The organism is Erwinia sp. SLM-02, assembly GCF_037450285.1.
Taxonomy (GTDB): Bacteria; Pseudomonadota; Gammaproteobacteria; order Enterobacterales; family Enterobacteriaceae; genus Erwinia.
In genome coordinates this window covers 2,810,391-2,832,109 of record NZ_JAQISN010000001.1, presented here as the reverse complement: position 1 = coordinate 2,832,109, position 21,719 = coordinate 2,810,391, and the positions used below count along the sequence as shown (strand labels likewise).

17 protein-coding genes and 4 pseudogenes are annotated in these 21,719 nt (G+C 50.2%); 9 read left to right on the top strand and 12 right to left on the bottom strand.

The window, feature by feature from the left end:
- Positions 1-261 precede the first annotated feature (261 nt).
- A complete protein-coding gene (gene yddG / locus PGH32_RS13035) occupies positions 262-1,173 on the bottom strand; it encodes an aromatic amino acid DMT transporter YddG (protein ID WP_337894225.1) in 912 nt (303 codons plus the stop codon).
- A gap of 391 nt (positions 1,174-1,564) precedes the next feature.
- Between yddG and PGH32_RS13030 the strand changes: the two genes are divergently transcribed.
- The 3 genes from PGH32_RS13030 (at position 1,565) to PGH32_RS13020 (ending at position 4,969) form a co-directional block, all read left to right on the top strand.
- Positions 1,565-2,464: a dihydrodipicolinate synthase family protein gene (locus PGH32_RS13030; protein WP_314422701.1), complete on the top strand. Its 900-nt coding sequence runs from the start codon at positions 1,565-1,567 to the stop codon at positions 2,462-2,464.
- Between the two features lie 9 nt (positions 2,465-2,473).
- Entirely contained in the window at positions 2,474-3,970 is a 1,497-nt protein-coding gene (locus PGH32_RS13025; protein ID WP_337894224.1) for an aldehyde dehydrogenase, read from the top strand.
- Positions 3,971-4,297: 327 nt separating this feature from the next.
- Positions 4,298-4,969: a GntR family transcriptional regulator gene (locus tag PGH32_RS13020; RefSeq protein ID WP_337894223.1), complete on the top strand. Its 672-nt coding sequence runs from the start codon at positions 4,298-4,300 to the stop codon at positions 4,967-4,969.
- Position 4,970: 1 nt separating this feature from the next.
- On the opposite strand, the gene PGH32_RS13015 is transcribed toward PGH32_RS13020, so the two are convergent.
- From PGH32_RS13015 to PGH32_RS12990, 6 genes are all read right to left on the bottom strand, one after another.
- Positions 4,971-5,750 (bottom strand): DeoR/GlpR family DNA-binding transcription regulator, encoded by a 780-nt coding sequence (locus PGH32_RS13015; protein WP_314423146.1) that lies wholly within the window; start codon positions 5,748-5,750, stop codon positions 4,971-4,973.
- Between the two features lie 9 nt (positions 5,751-5,759).
- On the bottom strand, positions 5,760-6,716 hold the full coding sequence (locus tag PGH32_RS13010; protein WP_443112777.1) for a D-threonate 4-phosphate dehydrogenase: 957 nt from the start codon (positions 6,714-6,716) through the stop codon (positions 5,760-5,762).
- Between the two features lie 19 nt (positions 6,717-6,735).
- Positions 6,736-8,013: a D-threonate kinase gene (dtnK, locus tag PGH32_RS13005; protein ID WP_337894221.1), complete on the bottom strand. Its 1,278-nt coding sequence runs from the start codon at positions 8,011-8,013 to the stop codon at positions 6,736-6,738.
- Entirely contained in the window at positions 8,010-8,960 is a 951-nt protein-coding gene (locus tag PGH32_RS13000) for a 2-keto-3-deoxygluconate permease (protein ID WP_337894220.1), read from the bottom strand. The genes dtnK and PGH32_RS13000 overlap by 4 nt, the downstream gene beginning before the upstream one ends.
- Before the next feature lie 275 nt (positions 8,961-9,235).
- On the bottom strand, positions 9,236-10,624 hold the full coding sequence (locus tag PGH32_RS12995) for a M24 family metallopeptidase (protein WP_337894219.1): 1,389 nt from the start codon (positions 10,622-10,624) through the stop codon (positions 9,236-9,238).
- 8 nt (positions 10,625-10,632) lie between these two features.
- Positions 10,633-11,400 carry a DeoR/GlpR family DNA-binding transcription regulator gene (locus PGH32_RS12990; protein WP_337894218.1) on the bottom strand — a complete coding sequence of 256 codons (768 nt, stop codon included), beginning with the start codon at positions 11,398-11,400 and terminating at the stop codon, positions 10,633-10,635.
- A 173-nt stretch (positions 11,401-11,573) separates the two neighbouring features.
- On the opposite strand from PGH32_RS12990, the gene PGH32_RS12985 reads away from it, so the two are divergent.
- From PGH32_RS12985 to PGH32_RS24710, 4 genes are all read left to right on the top strand, one after another.
- Positions 11,574-13,184: a PTS transporter subunit EIIC gene (locus tag PGH32_RS12985; protein ID WP_337894217.1), complete on the top strand. Its 1,611-nt coding sequence runs from the start codon at positions 11,574-11,576 to the stop codon at positions 13,182-13,184.
- A gap of 5 nt (positions 13,185-13,189) precedes the next feature.
- Entirely contained in the window at positions 13,190-13,894 is a 705-nt protein-coding gene (locus PGH32_RS12980; protein WP_337894216.1) for an MBL fold metallo-hydrolase, read from the top strand.
- Positions 13,895-14,001: 107 nt separating this feature from the next.
- Positions 14,002-14,349 carry a DUF6404 family protein gene (locus PGH32_RS12975; RefSeq protein ID WP_314422723.1) on the top strand — a complete coding sequence of 116 codons (348 nt, stop codon included), beginning with the start codon at positions 14,002-14,004 and terminating at the stop codon, positions 14,347-14,349.
- Positions 14,350-14,440: 91 nt separating this feature from the next.
- Positions 14,441-14,572 carry an ogr/Delta-like zinc finger family protein gene (locus PGH32_RS24710; RefSeq protein ID WP_443112776.1) on the top strand — a complete coding sequence of 44 codons (132 nt, stop codon included), beginning with the start codon at positions 14,441-14,443 and terminating at the stop codon, positions 14,570-14,572.
- Between the two features lie 482 nt (positions 14,573-15,054).
- On the opposite strand, the gene PGH32_RS12970 is transcribed toward PGH32_RS24710, so the two are convergent.
- Together PGH32_RS12970 and PGH32_RS12965 are read right to left on the bottom strand one after the other, a co-directional pair.
- The gene (locus PGH32_RS12970; protein WP_337894215.1) at positions 15,055-17,016 is read right to left on the bottom strand and encodes an AAA family ATPase; all 1,962 of its coding nucleotides are present in this window, start codon (positions 17,014-17,016) and stop codon (positions 15,055-15,057) included.
- Positions 17,017-17,155: 139 nt separating this feature from the next.
- Positions 17,156-17,551 (bottom strand): annotated as a pseudogene (locus tag PGH32_RS12965) (tyrosine-type recombinase/integrase); the annotation flags it as partial.
- Positions 17,552-17,619: 68 nt separating this feature from the next.
- Here PGH32_RS12965 and PGH32_RS12960 point away from each other — a divergent pair.
- A pseudogene (locus PGH32_RS12960) lies at positions 17,620-17,876 on the top strand (transposase); the annotation flags it as partial.
- Positions 17,877-17,987: 111 nt separating this feature from the next.
- A pseudogene (locus tag PGH32_RS12955) lies at positions 17,988-19,099 on the top strand (IS3 family transposase).
- 153 nt (positions 19,100-19,252) lie between these two features.
- Here the strand turns inward: PGH32_RS12955 and PGH32_RS12950 are convergent.
- The 3 genes and pseudogenes from PGH32_RS12950 to PGH32_RS12940 form a co-directional block, all read right to left on the bottom strand.
- A complete protein-coding gene (locus PGH32_RS12950; RefSeq protein WP_337894214.1) occupies positions 19,253-19,969 on the bottom strand; it encodes a hypothetical protein in 717 nt (238 codons plus the stop codon).
- A 48-nt stretch (positions 19,970-20,017) separates the two neighbouring features.
- On the bottom strand, positions 20,018-21,307 hold the full coding sequence (locus tag PGH32_RS12945; RefSeq protein ID WP_337894213.1) for a hypothetical protein: 1,290 nt from the start codon (positions 21,305-21,307) through the stop codon (positions 20,018-20,020).
- Positions 21,308-21,353: 46 nt separating this feature from the next.
- Positions 21,354-21,551: pseudogene (locus tag PGH32_RS12940) on the bottom strand (integrase); the annotation flags it as partial.
- Positions 21,552-21,719 lie beyond the last annotated feature (168 nt).

The following is a 21,719-nucleotide window of genomic DNA, read 5'->3' as shown; positions in this document are numbered from 1 at the left end:
AAGCGATGGATGCTTATTACGGTCACGGGGTTTATTACTTTTAATCACAGCATTAACGGGATTATTTTAAACCAGATAAATTTGTCAGAATGTTATCCGGAGCAGGTTGTTTTCATTAATTGACTCACTGGATTTAAATTTAATTCTCTGCGGGTTAAGGCATATCAATTCCCCTCCGATTAAAGACGATTGAATGGATGCTTTTTCTTTTTAATTCAGTCAGTACGATGCCGGGAGGAGGGGGCTCCCCCCGGAAAGAGGCTACGAGGCCTTACAGGAGAGCTTTTTTTCAGCCACCGTGCGGGTTGCCCACCAGCAGGCGAGAGAGCCAAGGCTCACCATCGCGGTTCCCTGCCAGAAGGAGACCGACAGCTGCGAGTTCAGCATAAAGGCGGCAAGGATCGCGGAGATAATCGGAATAAAGTAGGAGGCCGCCGCCAGAATAGTCACGTTGCCGTGCAGGATCCCCACGTTCCAGGCCGCGTAGCCGAAGCCCATCGCCATGGCCGCCAGCGCCAGATTAATCCACACCTTCGCCGATAAAACAAACTCGGGCTGCGGCGACAGCAGGAATTTCACCCACAGCGTCAGGGCGGTTAAAATAAAGAACAGCGTAATGCCGTTACTGCCCTGCGCAATTCTTTTGGTGACCACGCAATAGATGGCCCAGATAATCGCGCCGCTAAAAGCCAGGCCATAACTAAGCGGGTTATCCATGATATTACTGGCCATCTCGCTGAGCGAGAAACCGCTGTCTCCACCCAGGACGCGGCAAATTCCCATTACGGAAATAATCACGCCGGGAATAATTAACAGGCTGGTTTTCTGCCGGTTAACAATAACCGATAAAACAATGGTCATACTGGGCCACAAATAATTCACCATGCCCACTTCAATCGCCTGGCGGCCGGAGTGGGTGAATCCCAGCGACAGCGACAGGCAAAGTTCGTAGCAGACGAACAGCACGCTGCCGATGATCAGATAGCTGCGTGGAAATTTGCGGATGTTGGGGAAGCCGATGGTGAACAGCAGCAGAACGGCACTACAGGTGTAAATCAGCGCCGCGCCGCCGACTGCACCGAATCCCTCACTGACGCTCTTGATCAATCCTACAATCGCACTCCAGAGCAGGATGGCAATCAGTCCTGTGAGCGTCGCTTTATTCTGGGGCATAGCCTTCTACCTCTGTTTACTGTGTTCGCCTGCGAACCTGGCGGGATATCTGTTAAAACCTGGTTAAATGCAGCATCAAAACTATGCTTCCTGACCGGTGCTGTAAATATGCCAGATAGCGTAATAATCTCATAATGTGATCGTTATCGGAAATCATGTAGAAAATTTTTCCCTGTTAAAAATAGTTTTAATGCATTGATATTAATAATTTTTAAAAAATAATTTTGTATAAATGTACCATTCATACGAATTTTTTTTGTATTTTATGGGTATACAAAAACTTCTGCTTCATTGACCTGCCAAACCGGGCTGTGCAAATTGTTAACAAACGTCGCCATTTTCTGCCGCACGGCGGGCGATTTTGGTACTGATTTTCCCCCTGGAGGTTAACGTGTTGACATTTGATGGTATCTTCACCCCGGCAATCACCCCTTACGCAGCCGATGGCAGCATTGATTTTGCTCGCTTTGCCGACGTGCTGGAGTCGCTGATTGAAGCCCGCGTTCACGGCATTATCATCGGCGGTTCCACCGGCGAATACTACGCGCAAACCACCGAAGAGCGCCTGGCGCTGGTGGAGCATGCCCGCAAGGTGATCGGCAACCGCCTGCCGCTGGTGGTGGGAACCGGTGCTATCCGCACGGAAGATGCCGTTGCCTTTGCGCAGCACGCCCGCGAACACAAAGCCGATGCAATTCTGGTGACCTCGCCGCCTTACGCGCTGCCGACCGAACTGGAAAACGCGCACCATGCGCTGACCGTGGATAAAGCCGCCCAGCTGCCGATCATGCTTTACAACTACCCGGGCCGTATGGGCATCAGCATGGGTGAAACCTACTTCACCGAAGTCAGCAAATCGAAAAATGTGGTGGCGATTAAAGAAAGCTCCGGCGATCTGAATAACCTGCATCTGCTGGCGATTAAGTACCCGAACATCGCACTCTCCTGCGGCTGGGACGACCTGGCGCTGGAATTCTTCGCCTGGGGCGCGCGCAGCTGGGTTTGCGCTGGCTCTAACTTTATTCCGCGCGAACACGTTGCCCTGTATGAAGCCTGCGTGGTTGAGAAAGACTTCGCTAAAGGTCGTCAGATTATGGCCGCGATGATGCCGCTGATGAACTTCCTCGACGGCGGTAAGTTTGTTCAGTCCATTAAATACGGCTGCGATCTGGCCGGCCTGACCGCAGGCCCGGTGCGTGCTCCGCTGCTGGCGCTGGATGAAGAAGAGAAAGCGCAGCTGCAGGCTGTGATTGAAGGCGTGAAACGCAATGTTGCTGCGGTTACCGGGTAAGGGGATAGCATGACTCAGATTCAGAATTTAAACGATGTTGCCGGCGTGGTTCAGGGCCTGAAATTTGCCGACAAGGCATTTATCAACGGCCGCTTTGTGGCGGCTGCCTCCGGCAAAACCCTGCCGACCACCAATCCGGCGACCGGTGAATTACTGGCCGATCTCGCCGCCTGCGACATCGCCGACGTGAACAGCGCCGTTGATGCCGCACGCGCCGCCTTTGACGCCGGAAGCTGGAGCCAGCTGCCGCCGGGCGAACGTAAAGCGGTGCTGCTGAAGCTGGCGGCGCTGATGGAGCAGGAAGTGACCGAGCTGGCGGTGCTGGAAAGCCTCGACAGCGGTAAGCCGGTGAGCGAATGCCTGGCGGTAGACGTGCCGGAAACCATTCACATCATCAAATGGTACGCGGAAGCGATCGATAAGCTTTACGACCACACCGCCCCGGTGGGCAACGGCGCGATGGCGCTGGTGGTGCGTGAGCCGATTGGCGTGGTGGGCTGCGTGCTGCCGTGGAACTTCCCGCTGCTGATGCTGGCGTGGAAAATCGGCCCGGCGCTGGCCGCAGGCTGCTCGGTGGTGGTGAAACCCGCTGAACAGACCTCACTGACCTCGCTGCGCGTGGCCGAACTGGCCTTCGAGGCGGGCGTACCTGCCGGCGTACTGAATATCGTTACCGGCACCGGTAAGGACGTGGGCGAGCCGATTGGCCTGCATGCGGATATCGATATGGTGAGCTTCACCGGCTCCACCGCCACCGGACGCCGCTTCCTGCACTATTCGGCGGATTCCAACCTGAAAAAAGTGGTGCTGGAGTGCGGCGGTAAAAACCCGGCGGTGGTGTTTGATGATGCGGAAGATCTGGCGACCGTTGCCGGGCACGTGCTGAACGGTGCGTTCTGGAACATGGGTGAAAACTGCTCGGCCACCTCGCGCCTGCTGGTGCAGGAAGGGGTCAAAGACCGTCTGCTGGCGCTGATCGCTGAACAGATCGGCAGCTGGCCGATGGGCAACCCGCTCGATCCGGAAAACCGCCTGGGCACCATGATCTCTGCCGATCACTTCAGCAAGGTCAGCGGCTATCTGGAAACGGCGCGTCAGGAAGGGCTGCGCATTGTGCAGGGCGGCGATACCGAAAACGGTATTTACGTCCAGCCAACGGTGATCGACGGCGTGACGCCGCAGAGCGCGCTGTTCCGCGAGGAGATCTTCGGGCCGGTGCTGTGCATCACCACCTTCAAAACCGAAGCCGAAGCGATTGCGCTGGCGAACGACACGCCTTACGGCCTGGCGGCGTCGGTCTATACCGGCAAGCTGAACCGCGCCATTCGCGTCTCCCGCGCCGTGCGCGCCGGTACGGTCACGGTGAACTGCTTCGGTGAAGGGGATGCCACCACGCCGTTCGGCGGCTACAAGCAGTCCGGCTTTGGCGGGCGTGATAAATCCGCCTTCGCGCTGGATCAGTACACCGAGCTGAAAACCATCTGGATTGACGTCCCGGGCGAATAACGCTCGCGTTGAACCCGTTCCCTGCTGCCGGCCCGGATGGACCGGCAGCATTTCATGCAAAAACTCTGGCCTTAGCGCCAGCGTTTCCCCCCTTTTTCCGCCTGAATTTTATTCCAGATGTGGTAAAAATCCCCCGACACGTCATCTCTTTACTTATTGATAATCCACTATTCTTACTAAATTATTGAAAACGTTATGTCGATCCAGGTATCGCATGAAATTTTTGAATTATTTTTGCTGTATACGCACTTTTTCTGTAGGTTAATTACTATTGGAACGGCGCATTTCGCGTGCAGGATTTGAAGATCGTCACGTCAGGAGGCAACATTGAGATCGGGTAAAGTCGCACTTTATGAGGATTTAAAGCGTCTCATTTTAACCATGGAACTCGATCCCGATGAGCTGCTGGACGAAGCCAGCCTGACGGCACAGTACGGCTTATCACGCACGCCGGTAAGAGAGGTTTTTCAGCGGCTGGCCGGTGAAGGCTATCTGGAAATCGTTGAAAAACGCGGCGTGCGGGTGATCCCGATGAGCCACTCCAGCCTGCGCAATTTCTTCCTCGTTGCGCCGATGATCTACGCGGCAACCGGGCGCCTGGCGGTGCAGAATTACAAACCCTCGCAGATGAAAGCGCTGAAGGAGACGCAGAAGCGCTTCCGTAAAGCGGTGCAAAGTCGCGACGCCGAAGCGCTGGCGCTGGAGAACAACCGTTTTCATGAAATCATGGGCGAGATGGCGGGTAACCCCTATCTTCAGCCGAGCCTCGGCCGACTGCTGATCGACCACTGCCGTATTGGCCACACCTTCTTCCGCCCGCAGAACGCCGATATGGAACGCCGGCTGCAGCTTGCTTCCGAGCATCATGATGCCTTTATCGTTGCTATCGAAGCGCGGGACGAGCAGGCCGTGGTCGACCTGGTGTTCGAACACTGGGAGCTATCCCGCGAGAATATGGAAATCTTCATTGCGCCGCAGGGGCTGAAGGCGGATTTCTGATTTACCCTTGCGGTACTTCTACCTCGGCCGTCGTCAACGAAATGCCTTCCGCCTTCAGCCCACTGGCGATGTCTGCGGGTAGGTGGTTGTCGGTGATGATGGTTGAAAATGCCGCAAGCGGCGCCACGCTGTAGAGCGACCAGGCATGATATTTTCCGCTGTCCGCCAGCAAAATCTTCTGGCGTGCATTAGCGATAACACTTTGTTTAAGCCTGGCTTTGTCTTCCGTTGGCGTGGTAACTCCTTTCTCAAGGCTCCATGAGTTACAGCTCATAAACGCCACATCGGGATAAACGCTCTGCAGCAGTAAGCAGCCGTGCGGTCCGGTGCACGACTGGCTACTGTCATCAATTCGCCCACCAATAATGCTGACCTCAATATTCTTAAAGGCGGACAGGAATAGCGCGATATGCAGATCAACGGTGATTACCCGCAGAGAGAGGTGGGTAATTCTACGCGCCAGCTCCATCATGGTCGTACCGGCATCAAGCACGACCGCATCGCCATCTCGAATAAGCTGCGCGGCCTGCGCGGCAATCGAGAGCTTTTCAGCATGATTGATGGCCAGTTTTTCATAGGTAGTCGGCTGGCTGGTAATGGGCCGATTAAAGACAACCCCCCCATGAACGCGGGATATCGTTCCGACATTATCAAGCTTGATCAGGTCGCGTCGAATCGTTGCCGGCGAGGAGCCGATAAACTCAACCAGCTGTTCTACCGTCACCAGATTATGGCCGCGAATAAATTCGACAATGCGTTCCAGGCGATCTTGTCCTTTAATCATAGATACTTAAGCCAGTTTCATCGCAAGTTGGATAGAGGCTATCATGCTCTCAGGTTTCGCTTTTCCTGTCCATGCGATATCAAAGGCCGTACCGTGATCGCATGAGGTTCGCAGAAACGGCAGGCCGGCGGTAATGTTGATGCCATCGTAAAAACCCAGCAGCTTTAGTGGAATGTGGCCCTGATCGTGATACATGGCCACGACCATATCGTATTTGCCTTCATATGCCTGTAAAAACACGGTGTCCGGCGGGCAGGGACCGGAGACATCAACGCCTTTTTTCTGCATTACGGAAATAGCGGGTGCAACGATTTCGATCTCTTCCGTGCCGAAAAGCCCGTTCTCTCCTGCGTGGGGGTTTACTCCTGCCACTGCAATTCGGGGGCGCGCAATGCCAACGCGTTTAAGAAACTCATCGGCAATATTGACAACCGTTTCAATACGTTGCTGGTTAAGCGTATCTAAAAACTTCCTCAACGCAATATGGGTCGTGACGTGAATGACTTTGAGCCTGTCGGTGTAAAGCACCATGGCGTAGTCTTTGCTACCGGTCAGGGTGGCCAGGAGTTCGGTATGGCCAGGATACATATGCCCCGCAAGGTGCAGCGCTTCCTTGTTAAGAGGAGCGGTGGCAATGGCCTGCACGTCGTGGCTCATGGCCAGCTCAGTCGCGCGTTTAATGCAGCGGAAAGCCAGGTCGCCAGCCTGGTCCTGCACCTCTCCCGCAATCAGCGTGTCGGGTGATGCCGCGGGTTCATCAATCACGTGAATAACGCCTGACTCAAAGCATGCCTCACTCACTTTTGCGATTGAACGAAAATGGGCCGTCGGAACGATTTCCAGACGCTGCTGACGCTGAAACGTGCGGAGGCAGCCGACGACAACGATCGGTGCGCCGTCCAGTTCTGGAGCCATTAAAGATTTTACGATAATTTCCGGGCCAATTCCGGCCGCATCACCCATTGTGACGGCGATAACATGTTTATTCACTATACATTTCCTCGATAAATTCCAGAGCGTTCTGGAGGGTATTGTCAGCACCGAATCCGCCAGCCTTAGTGATAACGGGCAGGTCTTCAATCTCGCTATTGATAAAGGTTCCCCACGGAATACAGGGGGCGACCTCCCCCTGAATACGATAGCCTGTGGCTCCCAGCGCCTGCGCCACTGAAGTGGCGATATCCCCACCGGTCAGGAATAGCGCCCCCACTTTTGCGCCATCAACTATTCGCAACGTCAGCGCGCCGAGTATATGGCTCAGCGTTTCACCCAGTTCGCGCTGGGAGAGATGAAATTCCTGGCACAGGGAATGAATATTGTTGCGTTCTTCCAGGGTTCTACAGGTGCGCAAAATGCAGTGTTTACCCGCTGACAAAATGCGGCAGCTGTTATCCACCAGTACGGAGAGCTGTCGACCGTTGTCGACGCCTAGCAGGCTGCGAACGTCAATGTCCACGACTTCGGCACGATGAGCCTGGCGAATCTGTTCTACCTGATGCCACGTGGCCTCGCTCATCGAGCCTGCCACTACCAGCACGGGTAGCAGTATGCTTTGGGTGCAGTAACGGGATGGCGGCAAAGCGTCGGCCAGACCCGCAGCTCCCACCAACAAAGGGGCTACGCTGAGTGACAGCGCCGCCTTAGCTATAGTGGCAAGATCGTCATGTGTTCGGGCATCGCAGACGACGATACATTCGCCCCGCGCGGGGATCAGCTGCTGCAGATGTTTGCCGAGATTGCCGGATTGCACCTGCAAAAGGCTGACTTCGGAAACCGGGCAGTGGCTTTGCGCTTCAATCAGCGTTTTGATCCGTGATGAGAGCACCGGAGTTTTCGGATCGCTGGCGAATTCGGTTTCCAGCAGTGGGATGCCGTACACGCAGCATTCACCGTTCTCTGTCGTTCTGCCCAAGCTGGGAATCGCAGGGGCAACAATTGCGATACGACGGTTGCCGATTTGCATGGCGGCATCAATTTCTGCACCCAGATTACCGCGTAGAGTAGAGTCGATTTTTTTGTAGAGGATCAACGATGTCAGGGCGATCTGAGCTGCTACGGATTGCATAGCCTGTGCAACCTGACGCCTGGCATCCTGCGCATTTAATCCCCGGCTCTCGGTATTCAGTACCAGTACATCGGTACGTGACGAAGCGCGTACAGACCGGTTCATCACGACTTCCGTTCTGGCCCCTTTTTTCGCTAACTGCATGCCCGTATCATTAGCGCCGGTAAAATCATCGGCGATTATCAGCGCTCTCATACATTGGTTTCCTGTTCGGTTCTGCGGTTGCGCCTGGCTACCCATGCGGTTAACAGCGGGGCCAGAATCGCTGTAGTAATGACGGATGTTGCAACCAGCGGCGTCGCAATAGCGGCGACGGAAGCAAAGGAGGGGTCGGCCTGGGCGATAGCAAACGGGGTAGCAACGGCATTACCTGCTGTACTGGAGGCTGCTGCGCCAGCCACGCCACTGCCGCCTACCAGGCGGTCAACACGAATATTGAAAAACCCGCCCACAAAGGTGGTTATCACGCCGAGGAAAATACCCGCAATCCCACCTTTTAACAGCATATCAAGGTCAATGCCGGCACCAATTGAAAAAGCAAACAGCGGGATGAGTACCGGCCCCCCTCGTGTCAGAAAATCACGCATGTCAGGGTCGATATTGCCAAGGATCATTCCTACCAGAATAGGGATGATGACGGCGACTAATGCCATTAGCGGGATATTGGCCATACCCGCGGCACCCAGTGCAATCATCGTAAATAAAGGGCCATCGCCAAGAGAGAGGATAGAGATGGCCCCTACATCGCGCTCTGTCCCGTACTCGCCAACCAGTGCGGCATACAGGCCACCGTTAGCGTTAGCAAATGCCGCGATGACCGCCAGGCTGCTCAGCCCGAAAATCCCCTGGTTTCCAAAAAAAAATTCGATACCAAAGCCAATCATCACGCCGATAATGACCTTAGTAAAAGTAATGCTGGCGCCCTGTAGCAGCGCCTGAGGAGCGGCTTTGAAACTAATTCCCGCGCCCATACAAAGCAGAAATGCGCCAATTAAAGGCAGGGTGCCGTGTTTAAATAAAGCAGTAGTAAATCCTCCGATCTCCAGTGCCTTTGGACAAAACGTGTTGAGTAGTGCGGCAATGATCAGAGGGACCAGCATCATACCGCCGGGTATTTTTTCTAATGTTGATTTGATCTTCATGCGGTTGCCTTGTGATTAAGTGAAATCAATTTGATTTTATTTAATCACAAAAGATTTTTAATCGACGCTCGTCACACATTTAGTACGATTCTATGATTGAACTTAATCTTTTTTCTGCAGGATTTTGAGAGTGGTGATTGAAATTGAGCATTTTAGTATGGTCAATGCGTTTTGAGATGAGGTGTAAGAGAGTCCGCAAGGGTACGTCAGAAAGGAAATAAGGAACCACTGCGGTTCCTTATTTAAAGACGGCTTTGCGGGCAGAAAACAGGATCTTAGCAGCTCAGGGCGCGATCTTTTGCCAGCAGGAAGGGGCGCAGATAGGCGACGCTGTTGGATAAAGGAATGACATCATCCGACAGGTGAATGTTTAATTCATCGCGGAGGTAGTCGCGCCGGGCAGCGATCCTCTCCCACAGCGCAGGATAAGCGGTCTGGATTTTATCCTGCAGCGTGCTGTCCGCCAGCGCGATGCTCTCTTCCGCGCTCACGCCGGTATAGCCCGGCACCGTAGGGATAATATCAATCTGCATAATCATGCCGCTTTTTAACGTTTCCGCCGACCCGTTGTAAATCGGGGAAGACATCCACTCTTCATCCGCGCTCAGATGCCCGGGGTTCAGGTGCCAGCCGTAGCGTTCTTTATCCAGCACCTTTTCAATCAGCGCATACATCTCGCCGCCGGGCATACCAATCCGGATCTGCTCAAGCCAGGTGGCGACGGCCGCAAAATAGGGTTTCGCCACTCTGTCCAGATAGTCTTTCTGGTTCGCCGGCAGTTCACTTTCATCCGCCACGGCGAATCCCGTCCGGCTGGAAAGTCCGCCCTTAAATCCCGCCGTCAGGGAGACGGGCTGACCGCGTTCAACCTGCTTGTCGGTCGGGAAAAAGTTGGCCTTATCAAAGCGCTGCCCGGTAGCAGCAATGGTCACAACGGTCTGATACTGCCCCTCTGCCGACAGATAGTTACCCAGCTCCGTTTCACGAATGCCTGGCGTAACGGCGTTCATCGCATTAAGGACGCAGTTGGACGCCAGATTCGCGCCATATTCATAGTGGGCGATTTCATTTTCATTATTGGTGGTGCGGGCGCCGCCGTCGCCACGAATGAACAGGTGCGCGGCATTTTCCAGCGCGGATGCGGCAGGCAGCGTGCTTCTGACGGCATCGACAATAAAACTCGGTAAATCAAACAGCTTTTTGTTGTTGCCGTAGGTGGAGGTGAACATTTTCCAGCCAACCAGCCCGAGTTTAGTAAACGCGTTAAGGCCGATGTCCATAAACAGCCGCTCGATGCTGACTTCATTATCCATGGGCTGATTAGGCAGCGAGAAGTACGGGCAGTGCTTCAGCGTGACCGGAATGCGGGAATAGCCGGCCATTTTGAGATTTTCATTGCCCAGAATCAGCGTAGCCTTACCGCTTTGTTCTAGCAGTAGCAGGCCTTCTTCAAAGCGGGGGAAAAATCCCGTGAGATACTCAAAGTTACCCCCGTGCTCCTTATCCGCATAGATCAGGATGGCGTCAAAACCTTCATCCTTCATGCGGGCCAGAACTTTGTTTTTACGTTCCAGCATCGTTGCATCACTCAACGGAACGGGAACCACGTCAGTGAACTGGCGGGGAGACGCTGTGGATTTCAGCTGGATAACTCTGGTATTCATAATTAACCTCACGTTAACGTAGTAGTCAGAATGAGTTCGACGTCATGTTCCTTTAACGCCTTCATAAAATTGTCGTCGGGACGACTGTCCGTAATCAGTACATCTATCTGCGAGAGATCGCAGACCTTAAAAAATCCGGTGGTATTAATTTTTGTGTGATCGGCCAGGGCAATAACTTTGGTTCCCTGCAGCACCATCTGCCTTTTCACCAGGCCTTCTTCTTCGGTATGAATGAAAACGCCTTTTTCAGAGATGGCAAAAATGCCCAGCAGGACGGAATCAACGTGATACTCCGCCAGCTTCTGAATCGTCTCTCCTCCGAATAAAAACAGCTGCTCCTTGTGCAGGGTTCCCGGCAGCAGTTTGACCTCGCAGGCCTTATTTTTTGCCAGCTGGCTGGCATTGGTCAGTGAGTTGGTAATCGCCCGCATCGGCTTATCGCCGAGTTGACGGATGACCGACTCCACCGTGGTCGAGGCATCAAAAATCACGCTGGTATTGTCGTTAATCAGCCGGGCGGCCTGCTCTGCAATGCTTTCTTTAACCGGGTTCAGGGTGCCTGCACGCTCTGTGTAATCAAAAATCAGAGCATCGCGGTTATTGAACACCGCGCCACCGTGCGTACGTTTGATGATGTTGTCCTGCTCAAGCCTGATCAGGTCGCGGCGGACGGTGTCTTTAGATACGCCCGTTCTGGCGACCAGCGTTTCGATGGAAACGCTCTTGTTTTCCTGAATGATTTTTTTGATCTTCTCTAAACGGTCTTCAATCAGCATGGCTGGCTCCTTGATGCATGCAGCCTAACACCGGGTGCATTGTTCTGCAATTATTTGATCTGAGTTAAGCATTTTAATGCAAATTATTGCATTCCGATGCAGTGCGGATTTATAGTCAACCCTGTCATGGTCAGACTCGATTTCAATTCCGTTTCTCCCGGAGGTTGTGCGACATGGATAATAACGTCTTCAATTTTCTACAAAAAGTAGGTAAGTCATTCGTTCTGCCTATCGCAGTGCTTCCTCTGGCAGGTTTATTACTGGGCGTGGGGTCAACCCTGACCAACCCGGCACGCAGCACGCTGCTTGATGAGGGCAGTTTAGCGTTCCGGCTGGTCTCCGTGCTGACGGACAGCGGCAGTATTCTGTTCGGCATCTTACCACTGCTGTTTGCCGTCGGGGTGGCGCTTGGCCTGGCGAAAAGCAGTAAAGAAGTGGCGGCACTGTCGGCGTTGATAGCGTATTTCGTGATGAACGCCGCACTTTCCAGCACCGTCAAAAACTTTCTGGACCTTGACCTGCTGCTCAAAACGCCCGGACTGATTTCTGACTTCATGAGCTTTAAGAACACCATGAACACCAGCGTGCTGGGTGGGGTGGTTATCGGTATCGCGGTTGCGGTGTTGCATAACCGCTTCTGTAAAATCGTTCTGCCGGACATGCTGGCCTTTTTCTCCGGCGAGCGCTTTATCCCGATAATTTCCTGCGTGGCGGCTATCGTTATCGGCATCGCCTTTGCCCTTGTCTGGCCGTGGATTGCCGGAGGCATTGCCTCGCTGGGCGCAGGCATTGCCCGGATGGGGGAGTTTGGCGTGTTCCTCTACGGGGTGATCCTGCGGGCGCTGATCCCCACCGGCCTGCACCACGTATTCTATATGCCGTTCTGGCAGACTGCGCTGGGGGGCACCGCCACCGTGGGCGGCGAAGTGGTGGTGGGCGCGCAGAATATTCTGTTTGCTCAACTCGGCCACGGCGACGTCATCAGCCCCGAAGTGGCGAAATTCTATTCCGGCAACTACATCATTATGATGTTTGGCTTCCCGGCTGCGGCGCTGGCGATGTACCACACGGCGTATAAAGAAAATAAAACCAAAGCCAAAGGACTGCTGTTTTCCGCATCGATTACCTCCTTCCTCACCGGGATCACGGAGCCGCTGGAGTTTTCATTCCTGTTCGCTTCGCCGCTGCTCTACTTCGGGATCCACTGTGTGCTTTCCGGCTTTGCCTTTGCGGTGGTTTACCTGCTTCATGCCGGCGTGGGCTATACCTTCTCGGGCGGGTTCTTTGACTTTCTGATCTACGGCGTGATCCCCGGCAACGACCGCACGCACTGGATCCCCCTGGTGCTGACCGGCGTGGCGTTTGCCTTCCTCTACTACATTACGTTCCGGGTGGCGATTACCCGACTGAAACTGAAAACGCCCGGTCGCGAAGATCGTGCGGACGATGTCCGCCTGCACAGCCGGTCGGACTACGTCAGCAGTAAAAAAAGCGATGCCGGTGGTGCCGGTAAGGATCTGCCCGCTGACACCCTGAGCGAACGAAACGCACAAATCGTTGCCGGACTGGGTGGCCTGGGCAATATCGAAGAGGTGGACAACTGCGCAACGCGGCTGCGCGTGACCTTACTCAACGGTGAGAAGGTTGATAAGGCGCTGCTCAGCCAGACGGGGGCGGCCGGTGTATTTGTGAAAGGGAACAGTGCCCAGGTGATATACGGCCTGAAGGTTGGGCATATCAAAACTGAACTCGTTGAATATATGGATGCAATGCAAAAGGACTAACCGCGATGCAGATTAGAAAAAGACTGTACCTTGTTTCAGGCGGCACCTACGGCAGGCTGGGCAACGCCTACGCCGTAGAGCACAGCGAGGGCTTTATCCTGATTGACTGCAGCGTTCCCGGCGCGCGGGATACTATTCTGGCGAACCTCCGCCACTGGGACATCAGCGAGGATCGCATCACCCACGTTTTAATGACGCACGGCCACGACGACCACGCGGGCTGCGCCGCCTGGTTTCAGCAGAAAGGGGCGAAAGTGTGCGTGGGGGCGGCAGACGCGCAGATGCTGACTGACGGCCATCTGGGCCTGAACAGCCCGCAGACCAACCACGTGATGCCGCCCTGTACGCCGGATCAAACCTTTGACCGCGATACGGTGCTGCAAATCGGCGACCTGACGATTCAGGTTTACCTGGCCCCGGGCCATACCGACGGCAGCGTACTGTACTACCTGACGCTGGGCGAAGACCGCGTGCTGTTCAGCGGCGACATGTTTTTCCCGGACGGCGAAACCGGCGCTGCCGCCTTTACCGGCTGGAAAGGGGATATGACCTACAGCGGCGAAAAGCTGGGAGAAAGCTTTGCCAGACTGTGGCAGTTGGACCTCAAGCCAACCGTGGTCGTTGGCGGACACGGCATCCCCCGCATAGGCAGCGATGCGCATGACTGCATCAGAACGGCTTATAAATACTGGATGCTGAATAATCGGTAGTTGGGTGGGGCAGGCAGGGCTGAACGTTGATTGATTTACGCTTTAACTGACTCTGGATAAAGCCTATTATCAGACATTACTTAAAGATACCTGATGGAAGGATTCAGATGACGTTTGAAGGCAAGAAGAAAAAGGCAATAGCGCTGCTGGAGGAAAAAAAGATGTGGCGGAGCAATTATGCGCCACCGATCCTGCGCTTGTGCTGGAAGCTTGGGGGTAAAGTACCGCCCCCACCGTTTGCCCCTTTCTGGCTGAATACGTTGTTATATACCGCCTGGTTCGGCCCTCTGTGGGGCGTTATTATGTGGTTTAGTCACTGGCAACATCAGGATTTCAGCGTGTTGCGTGCGGTGTCTACCGCCCTCTTGACCGGTTTGCTGTTTGGTATATCCATGGCACTATTCCATTACTGGGGCAGGTGGAAAAACAAACTGCCTGACTGGAAGAGTCTGTGATAGGGCAGGGTTCTGAACGACAGACATAATGATTTAAATAGTGGGTGATGGGGTTGCTCTGGGTGGGCGCATGTCGTGAGCAGTTAGCTATATAAATGCAAATTATCGGCCTGACATAGCCGCTGAAGAGTTTGGGCTGCCGCACTGCTCGTACTGCAAAAGCCCCGCTCACACCAAGTCCAGCCGCTACATGTCGGAGCAGGTTAGGGAGCGCGATCACTAGTGTAGTAATCTGGATTACTCAGGTACTTTTAAGGTCAGCGAGAGCATCACTAAGGTGATTACAGAATCACCGCAGCCGGAATAGGCAACTGGTCCGCCGCCGGTGCGCGAACGCCAGACGCCGGACTCAACGGCTCTTCATTCCGGTCACACTAATCCTGCCAGATGCCGCTGCCATGACATTTTCTTTAACTTTTTCATGCAGTTGAATAGTGTGCGCCTGAAACAACGAGCAGGCTGAGAGGGGGAATCATTGCGCGCTAGATAAAAACCATTCTTCAATGGTTTCGCATGCCGCCGTTGCACATTGCGATGTTATACGGATAGTGGGTGCTGTGATTATCACCTTAGCCTTAATGCCACTCCCAAACGTCTATGGAGCAGATCACATATAGGAAAATACAGAATTCAGATGTTATTAATGCATCTTAATCTAAAATTTTTTTTAGGAGGGGATGCACCCCCCTCCCTTAAAAATGTGATTTAATTTAGTATGTTATTGACATCTTTAAAAAGAATTTCAAATTTATCTAATGTTTTATCGTCAATTATTTTCGGTGGTGTGGTACCAAATGTCGAAGCGACGAGGTAATGATTAAAACCTCCGGAAGGTCTCAGCGATATGTTTTTTTCTTTAAGGTGTCTATTAATCCGCTCTACAATTCTAGTGCCAGAAGGTAAATCTGTTAGTTTTATTTTTTCTTGAATTTGACTACCAAATGTTTTGTTGAAATAATCAAGGTAGATTTTGTTTGATAACAGATCCTCTATATCACTAGGTTTGTCTTTGTTTTCGGTGTACATAGAGGTGTTTTTAATGGATTTTGGATGTATTGTTTTGTTTTTTATCATTTCATCCAACTTCTGGTTGCTTTTTCCATCATAATCATGAAGTACTGCTATATTAAGATTGTTTGCGCCAAGTAAAGCAATGAATGTTATTATTTTATCTAACCCGCCAGTAGGCACAATAGTTATGTTTTCATTCAATCCAGTTCTGTTCTTTGCTTCGAGATAAGCTGATAGTTGTTTAAGGTAAATAAGTTCAGATGGCCCTTCAACTAAAAGATTTCTCTTTGATATAAATAAATTTTGTGCAATATCCCAACCAAGGGCGGCCTGAAGGGGGAATATTGTTCTGGGATCAGTACTCGAAAGGTTTTCTGTTATTATAGTCCCAATCTTATCTTTATCTTCAACCATGCGAACTTGATTTAATCTATCAGGATGAACCATGAAGGGAGAGTGGGTAGTATAAATAACTTGATGATTTTTTGATAGGTGATCTATGTAATTAAGGAAGTCAGATTGTGCTAGAGCATGTAATGCTAGTGCTGGCTCATCGAGCAATAATATAAGTTTCCTATCTTCGTCTTCTGTATTGAACTGATATTGTACACTATCAAACCACACTAAAAAGCTAAAGAACCATATGAAACCACGGCTTCTTTTATCGAAAGGCGTGGTCACTCTATGTCTGCTGTTTTTTATGCGAAGGTATATGTTGGCTCCATCATTAAATGGAGCTTCATCTTTAGAATCACTCTGAATATCTACAACAACTTCTATATTTTCATTCTGTTTCCAGAACTGCATTATTTGGTCAGTTAAGCTGTTAGATACGCCTTCTATTTTAGCTTTTAGTGACTCATAACCATCCGTATCAGAAAGCTCATCAATGCTGACATCTGCCATCCTCAGTAGTGCTAAAATGGATTTATGTTTAGCTGTTAATTGAGTTGGATCACTTTCAGATAATTTATATCTACGCGCCAAGTCTTTAATGTTTAGTTTTCCAGGTAGAATGTCATAGTCACTGAAATATAACGTTTTTGGCTGTGATAAGTCCAAGTGTTTAAAAACTTCTTGACTGGTTATGTTATCCCAATGACATGCTTTTATTCTTGCTGATAATTTTTGATGGGATTTTTGCTCGCTTTCGTTTAAGTCTAAGTCATCTAAAGATTCAACGAGCTTTCTAATCGTTGTTGCATTTCTTAAATGCAATATGGTGTCAGAGGAAAAGTCCCCTGAGTTTAGTATTTTATCAATTATTGGTTTTTCATCGATAGATATATTTACGGTTCTAATGTTTTTGTAATTCGTTGAAATTGAATAAGAAAACCCTTCCTTGAGATCAGTGCTGTATAGTTTATTTACGCGATCAAGTTCATCTTTTTCAGGAAGATATGTCAGCTTGATGGCGATTTCTGGTTTATCTTGGTGTGTTTTATTATAACGTGTAAGGTCTTTTCTAGGATAATCTTCTATAACATCAAAACTCTCTGAACCTAGTGCATCGCTTGCTTTATGTATTCCCTGAAGAAAGACTGTTTTTCCGGCTTCGTTCATGCCTACTAGAACAGTTATTCTATGGTCAATAGCACAGCTTTGGGCAGTGTTAATCGAACGGAAAGGACCAAGTTCAACGTTAGTTAAAATCATAATCATTCCTTAGGTTGAAAATTATGTGTCTAAGTATCTAATGCTTGTCTTTTGATTTTTTTTCACAAATTCCCCATCAACTCACAAAAACGCTTTCTTTGTTCATGTATGTTGTATGGTTATAAGCTCATCCCAACGCTTTTTTTGAATGAGCAAGATCTGCTTCGATCACATCAGCAGTGAATCCTTTTTCGTTCATTGCAGTACCTACTATTGACCTTAAACCATGGGCCACCAATTTACCACCATATCCGATTCGTTTTAAAGCTGCATTAGCGGTCTAGCTATTCATTGAATGTCTTAGATCATTTCTACTTGGAGAAAGATGTTCGCTATGAGCACTGATAGACGTCATTACATCTAAAATATCTAATGGTTGAGATGACAAATGAATAATATGTTCTTGCTTTGCCCCCATCTGTTCGCCTGGAATCGTCAAGTGCTTTGCATTGAAATTAATCTTTGTCAAGCGAACATCGGAGGCCTCAGGAGGGTGGACAAGGGTTAGGATCTGCCACGCAATGAGACAGCGTGACCTGCTCCCCGTTGATTAGTACACCGCAATGTTAGTAAAGTGTTCATAAGCCATGTGAGGATATCCCCATGAAAAAGCGTTTTTCCGACCAACAGATTATCAGTATTCTTCGCTAGGCTGAAGCCGGGGTATCGCCCGTGAACTCTGTAACATGTACGCCATTTCAGATGCCACATTTTATACATGGCGTAAGAAGCATCGCGGCATGGAAGTTCCTGAGGTCAAGCGCCTGAAGTCGCATGAGGAAGAGAATGCCAAACTCAAGAAGCTTCTTGCCGAAGTCATGCTGGATAAGGAGGCGCTTCGGGCGGCTCTTGGGCGAAAGTACTGACGAAAGACTAGAAGCTGGAAGCCGTGTGTAAGCATCCCGCTAAAAAGTCCCATTCACTTTTAGAGATCTTCCGACATACTGACTATGTCCCCTGAGGAGATCGCTATGCGTAAGATACGATTCACCGAACACCAGATTATCGCCGTGCTCAAGTCCGTCGAATTCGGACGAACCGTCAAAGATGTCTGCTGTGAGGCCGCTATTTCCGAAGCCGGCTATTACAACTGGAAAGCAAAGTAAGGCGGGATGGAAGCAGCTGATATCAAAAAGATAAAAGATCTTGAAGACGAGAATCGTCGCCTGAAGCAGATGCTTGCCGACCTGAGTCTTGAATGTCGGGCACTGAGAGACGTCATCGAAAAAAAGCTTTAAAACCAGCGATAAAACGTGAGATCGTCAGCTATCTGACCGCGCAATTTACGATGAGCATACGTCATGCCTGTAGGATGTTATCGCTGAGCAGGACCGTGTTTCACTATCAACCGGGCACATGGCGTGATGAACCGGTGATCCAAAGGCTGACTGAGGCGGCCGAACGCTATCCGCGCTATGGCTTTAAGAATTTTTTTCAGGTGCTTCGCAGGCAGAGCAACGTCTGGAACCACAAGCGTGTCCACAGGATTTACTGCCTTCTGAAACTCAATTTTCGTCGTAAAGGTAAACAACGCCTGCCAGCGCTCAACTCGGCCTCACTGATAACACCGGAAGCACTCAACCAAAGCTGGTCTGTTGATTTTATGCACGATGCGCTGACATGTAGCCTGCATTCTCGGACGTTCAACGTCGTTGATGATTTTAACCGCGAGGCCCTGGCCATCGAAATCGATCTGAATATCCCGGCGCAGCGGGTCGTGCGGGTGCTGGACAGAATGGTGACAAACCGTGGTTATCCGCTGAAGATGCGGGTGGATAACGGACCGGAACTGATATCACTGGCTCTGGCGCAATGGGCAGAAGAGCATGGTGTGATGCTGGAATTTATCCAGCCAGGCAAACCGACACAGAACGTATTTATCGAGCGTTTTAACCGGACATACCGGACTGAAATAATGGATTTTTATCTGTTCAGAACGCTGAATGAAGTACGAGAAATTACAGAGCGCTGGTTGACGAAATATAACAGCGAGCGGCCTCATGAATCCCTGAATAACCTGACACCGGAAGAGTACTGGATGATGGCTGAAAAACCGGAAATCTCAAAAAGTGCGTGGAAATAAAATGGGTCTGCTTACATTTAACCGGGATGCTCACAAGGCCACCTCTACCTATCCTTGGTTGAGGGCAAGAAATAGCCAAAGCTGATTGCTTCCTGACCTTGGCATTAAGGCACCCTCTATAGGGGAACTACGGGAATGAATAGTAGCGCTTATCTACCAAACTTTTGTGTTGAGACTAACTGCTGAAACAGACTTTATTTCCCACGCTATCGCTTGAAAATCCACGGTGCCGCCAACTGTTTGACGTGGGTGTATGCCGTGTGATTGGCAAACAAACGACTCCGGAAGAGTAAAGCCTGCAGAGGATAACTCCTTAATTGGTTTAGAGAAGTAACATCGATGATCCATGTTTGTATTATTGGGTCTCAGTCTTCTCTCATTACCGGATGAGCCTACCCCGGTATTTTTTTTGCCAGACGACGTAAAGGGCATCCCACTCAAGAGTTTAATAACCTGCAGATGCGATCCTGCTAACACGAAAATACAAACAGTATCTGGATCTCCTCGTTTAATTTCCGATAGCCGCAAAAAATCTTGAAAAATTTTCGATGGAGTGCAATGCGATGAACCTGCCCACTTTGTTTCTACGGCAATTTGGGCATTTCGTTTTGGTATCCCGCGCCCAGCAAGAACTAGTGCAAAGTCTAATTCTTTCTTACGGCCAGATTTAGCACTAGGATTTAAGAGATCGTGAGGGAAATCAGCGTGAATACGCTCACCTTTTGCTAGAATTGGGAATGAGCTAAGAACCTGACCCACTGCGGCCTTTAATGAATTTTCAGAAAATAGTCCTGCTCTATAACAGCAAAATTCCATATGTAGCCAACTACCAATTGCCTCGGAAAGGCGCCGAGCGATATGCATCTGCATAAAGTACTCCATCTGTGAATGCTAGTAATTAGCTAGCGAATGCCATAGCTACAACCCGGCCCCTGTCACTCCAACAAAAACGCTGCCGAGAGCTTCAATTATCGAATAACCTTGAGGTTCAGGTGGCGTATAAAACTCTCCACCTTCCAAAAAAGGTCTGAAAAAAGTGTTATAAGCAGCTTGGTTATTAAAATCTTGTGGCTCGTAACCAATCGTACGCGCAGGTGACATGGGGGGTTGAATTAGATCCTCATCCTTGGCATATGTTGATGTGGAAAATATTGAGTTTCTGACCAAATTTTTATTCTTTACCGAGCTAATCAATGCGGAAGCAGGCATTATAGTCTGACCAGATTTAAAACAATGGTAGAACATCAGGTCCTCCCGCAATGTTATCTGATAAATCCCCGCAACACCTATAGACTCTACAATATCGACCATGACAGTGTCGGTGCTCTTTCGGCTTAGGATTGTCTTCCTAATTTTCATAAGTAGCATAGAGTTATCTGGAGTAACTTGCTTCCCTCCATTAATAGAAACGCCAAAATTGCTCCTGATTACGAGATTTTGAAACTCGTCACTTTCATTCTTCGCAGATGCTTCACCCAGAAGGTCAGTGAAATCGATGTCCCCAGAACCTAGCGTAGCATCCACGGCAATCGGTAAAGTACTGTCACCAAAGCAGAGCTCAGCCATCGCTCCATACCAGGGCTGGTCATAGGGTAGTAGCATTGAATCATTAACAACAACTATGTAGTGGGCACCTTCTGGTACGTGTCGTGACGATTTGTGAGTTTCGAACTGGTTCAATTTCGCCTTGATAGCTGAAGTGACTGACAACAAACGCTCACGAAACACTAAATCACGCTCTTCAGGCACTAGATTGCTTCGCCTAATAAGCTCTCTGATAGAATCTTGCGGTGTTGGCGTGACCACTTCAAAACAAAAAATCTCACCATCTTTCTTAGCGACAAAGTCTGGCCCAGCATCTTTACTTTTAATATCGACGAAGCCCATCCCCAAAAGCCTGTAGTAAAACAGCATCTCTGCAATTCGCTGGGAATATACACCTATATCAGGAAGCATTACTTGCGTGTTGAACTGAGTATCCTTCAAGTCCGAAAACTGCAAGTAGAGGGACTCTAGACTTTTTATCATACAGTCTATTATCAGCTCCATGCGCTTACCACTTTGGGGGGACTTCTCAAAAAAATATGCGAATCTTGTAGTTAAGATAGTCCTCCACTTAGTTTGAAGATAGGATATACACAATTCGTTTGTCCTATTCTTTTTTGTCGTTCTTTGTTTTACAGAACGATATTTTTCATTGTTTGGCATGACACTCAAGCTCTTGCAATTAGATATCTGTTATGGCATAGACGCCGGCAGTGTAGGCACCGAAGCTCTGTTTGGCTCGCAACTTTGTCAGAGGCCGATAGTAGCGGAACTGCCAGAGTTTACAATCGCTGGACTTGATTAGCTGAGTAAGCCCGTCACCATCATACAACTGGTAATCGGCATCTTTAGGTTTGGTGAATTCGGTTTCCTTCGCGGATAGAGGTTTTTTCTTTAGCCAAAGCAAGTCCCTATACGTTTAGACCCAACGAAAACAATAAAGCTTTTAATTGAGCCGATCAAGGTGCTTAGAGATGTTGGGAATGTTCGGAATTAATTAGTTTACTTCAGACCTCACGGAAAATCTCACGCACAAAAAAGCCCGCAAAGCTTTCACTTTGCGGGCTTTCAGGAC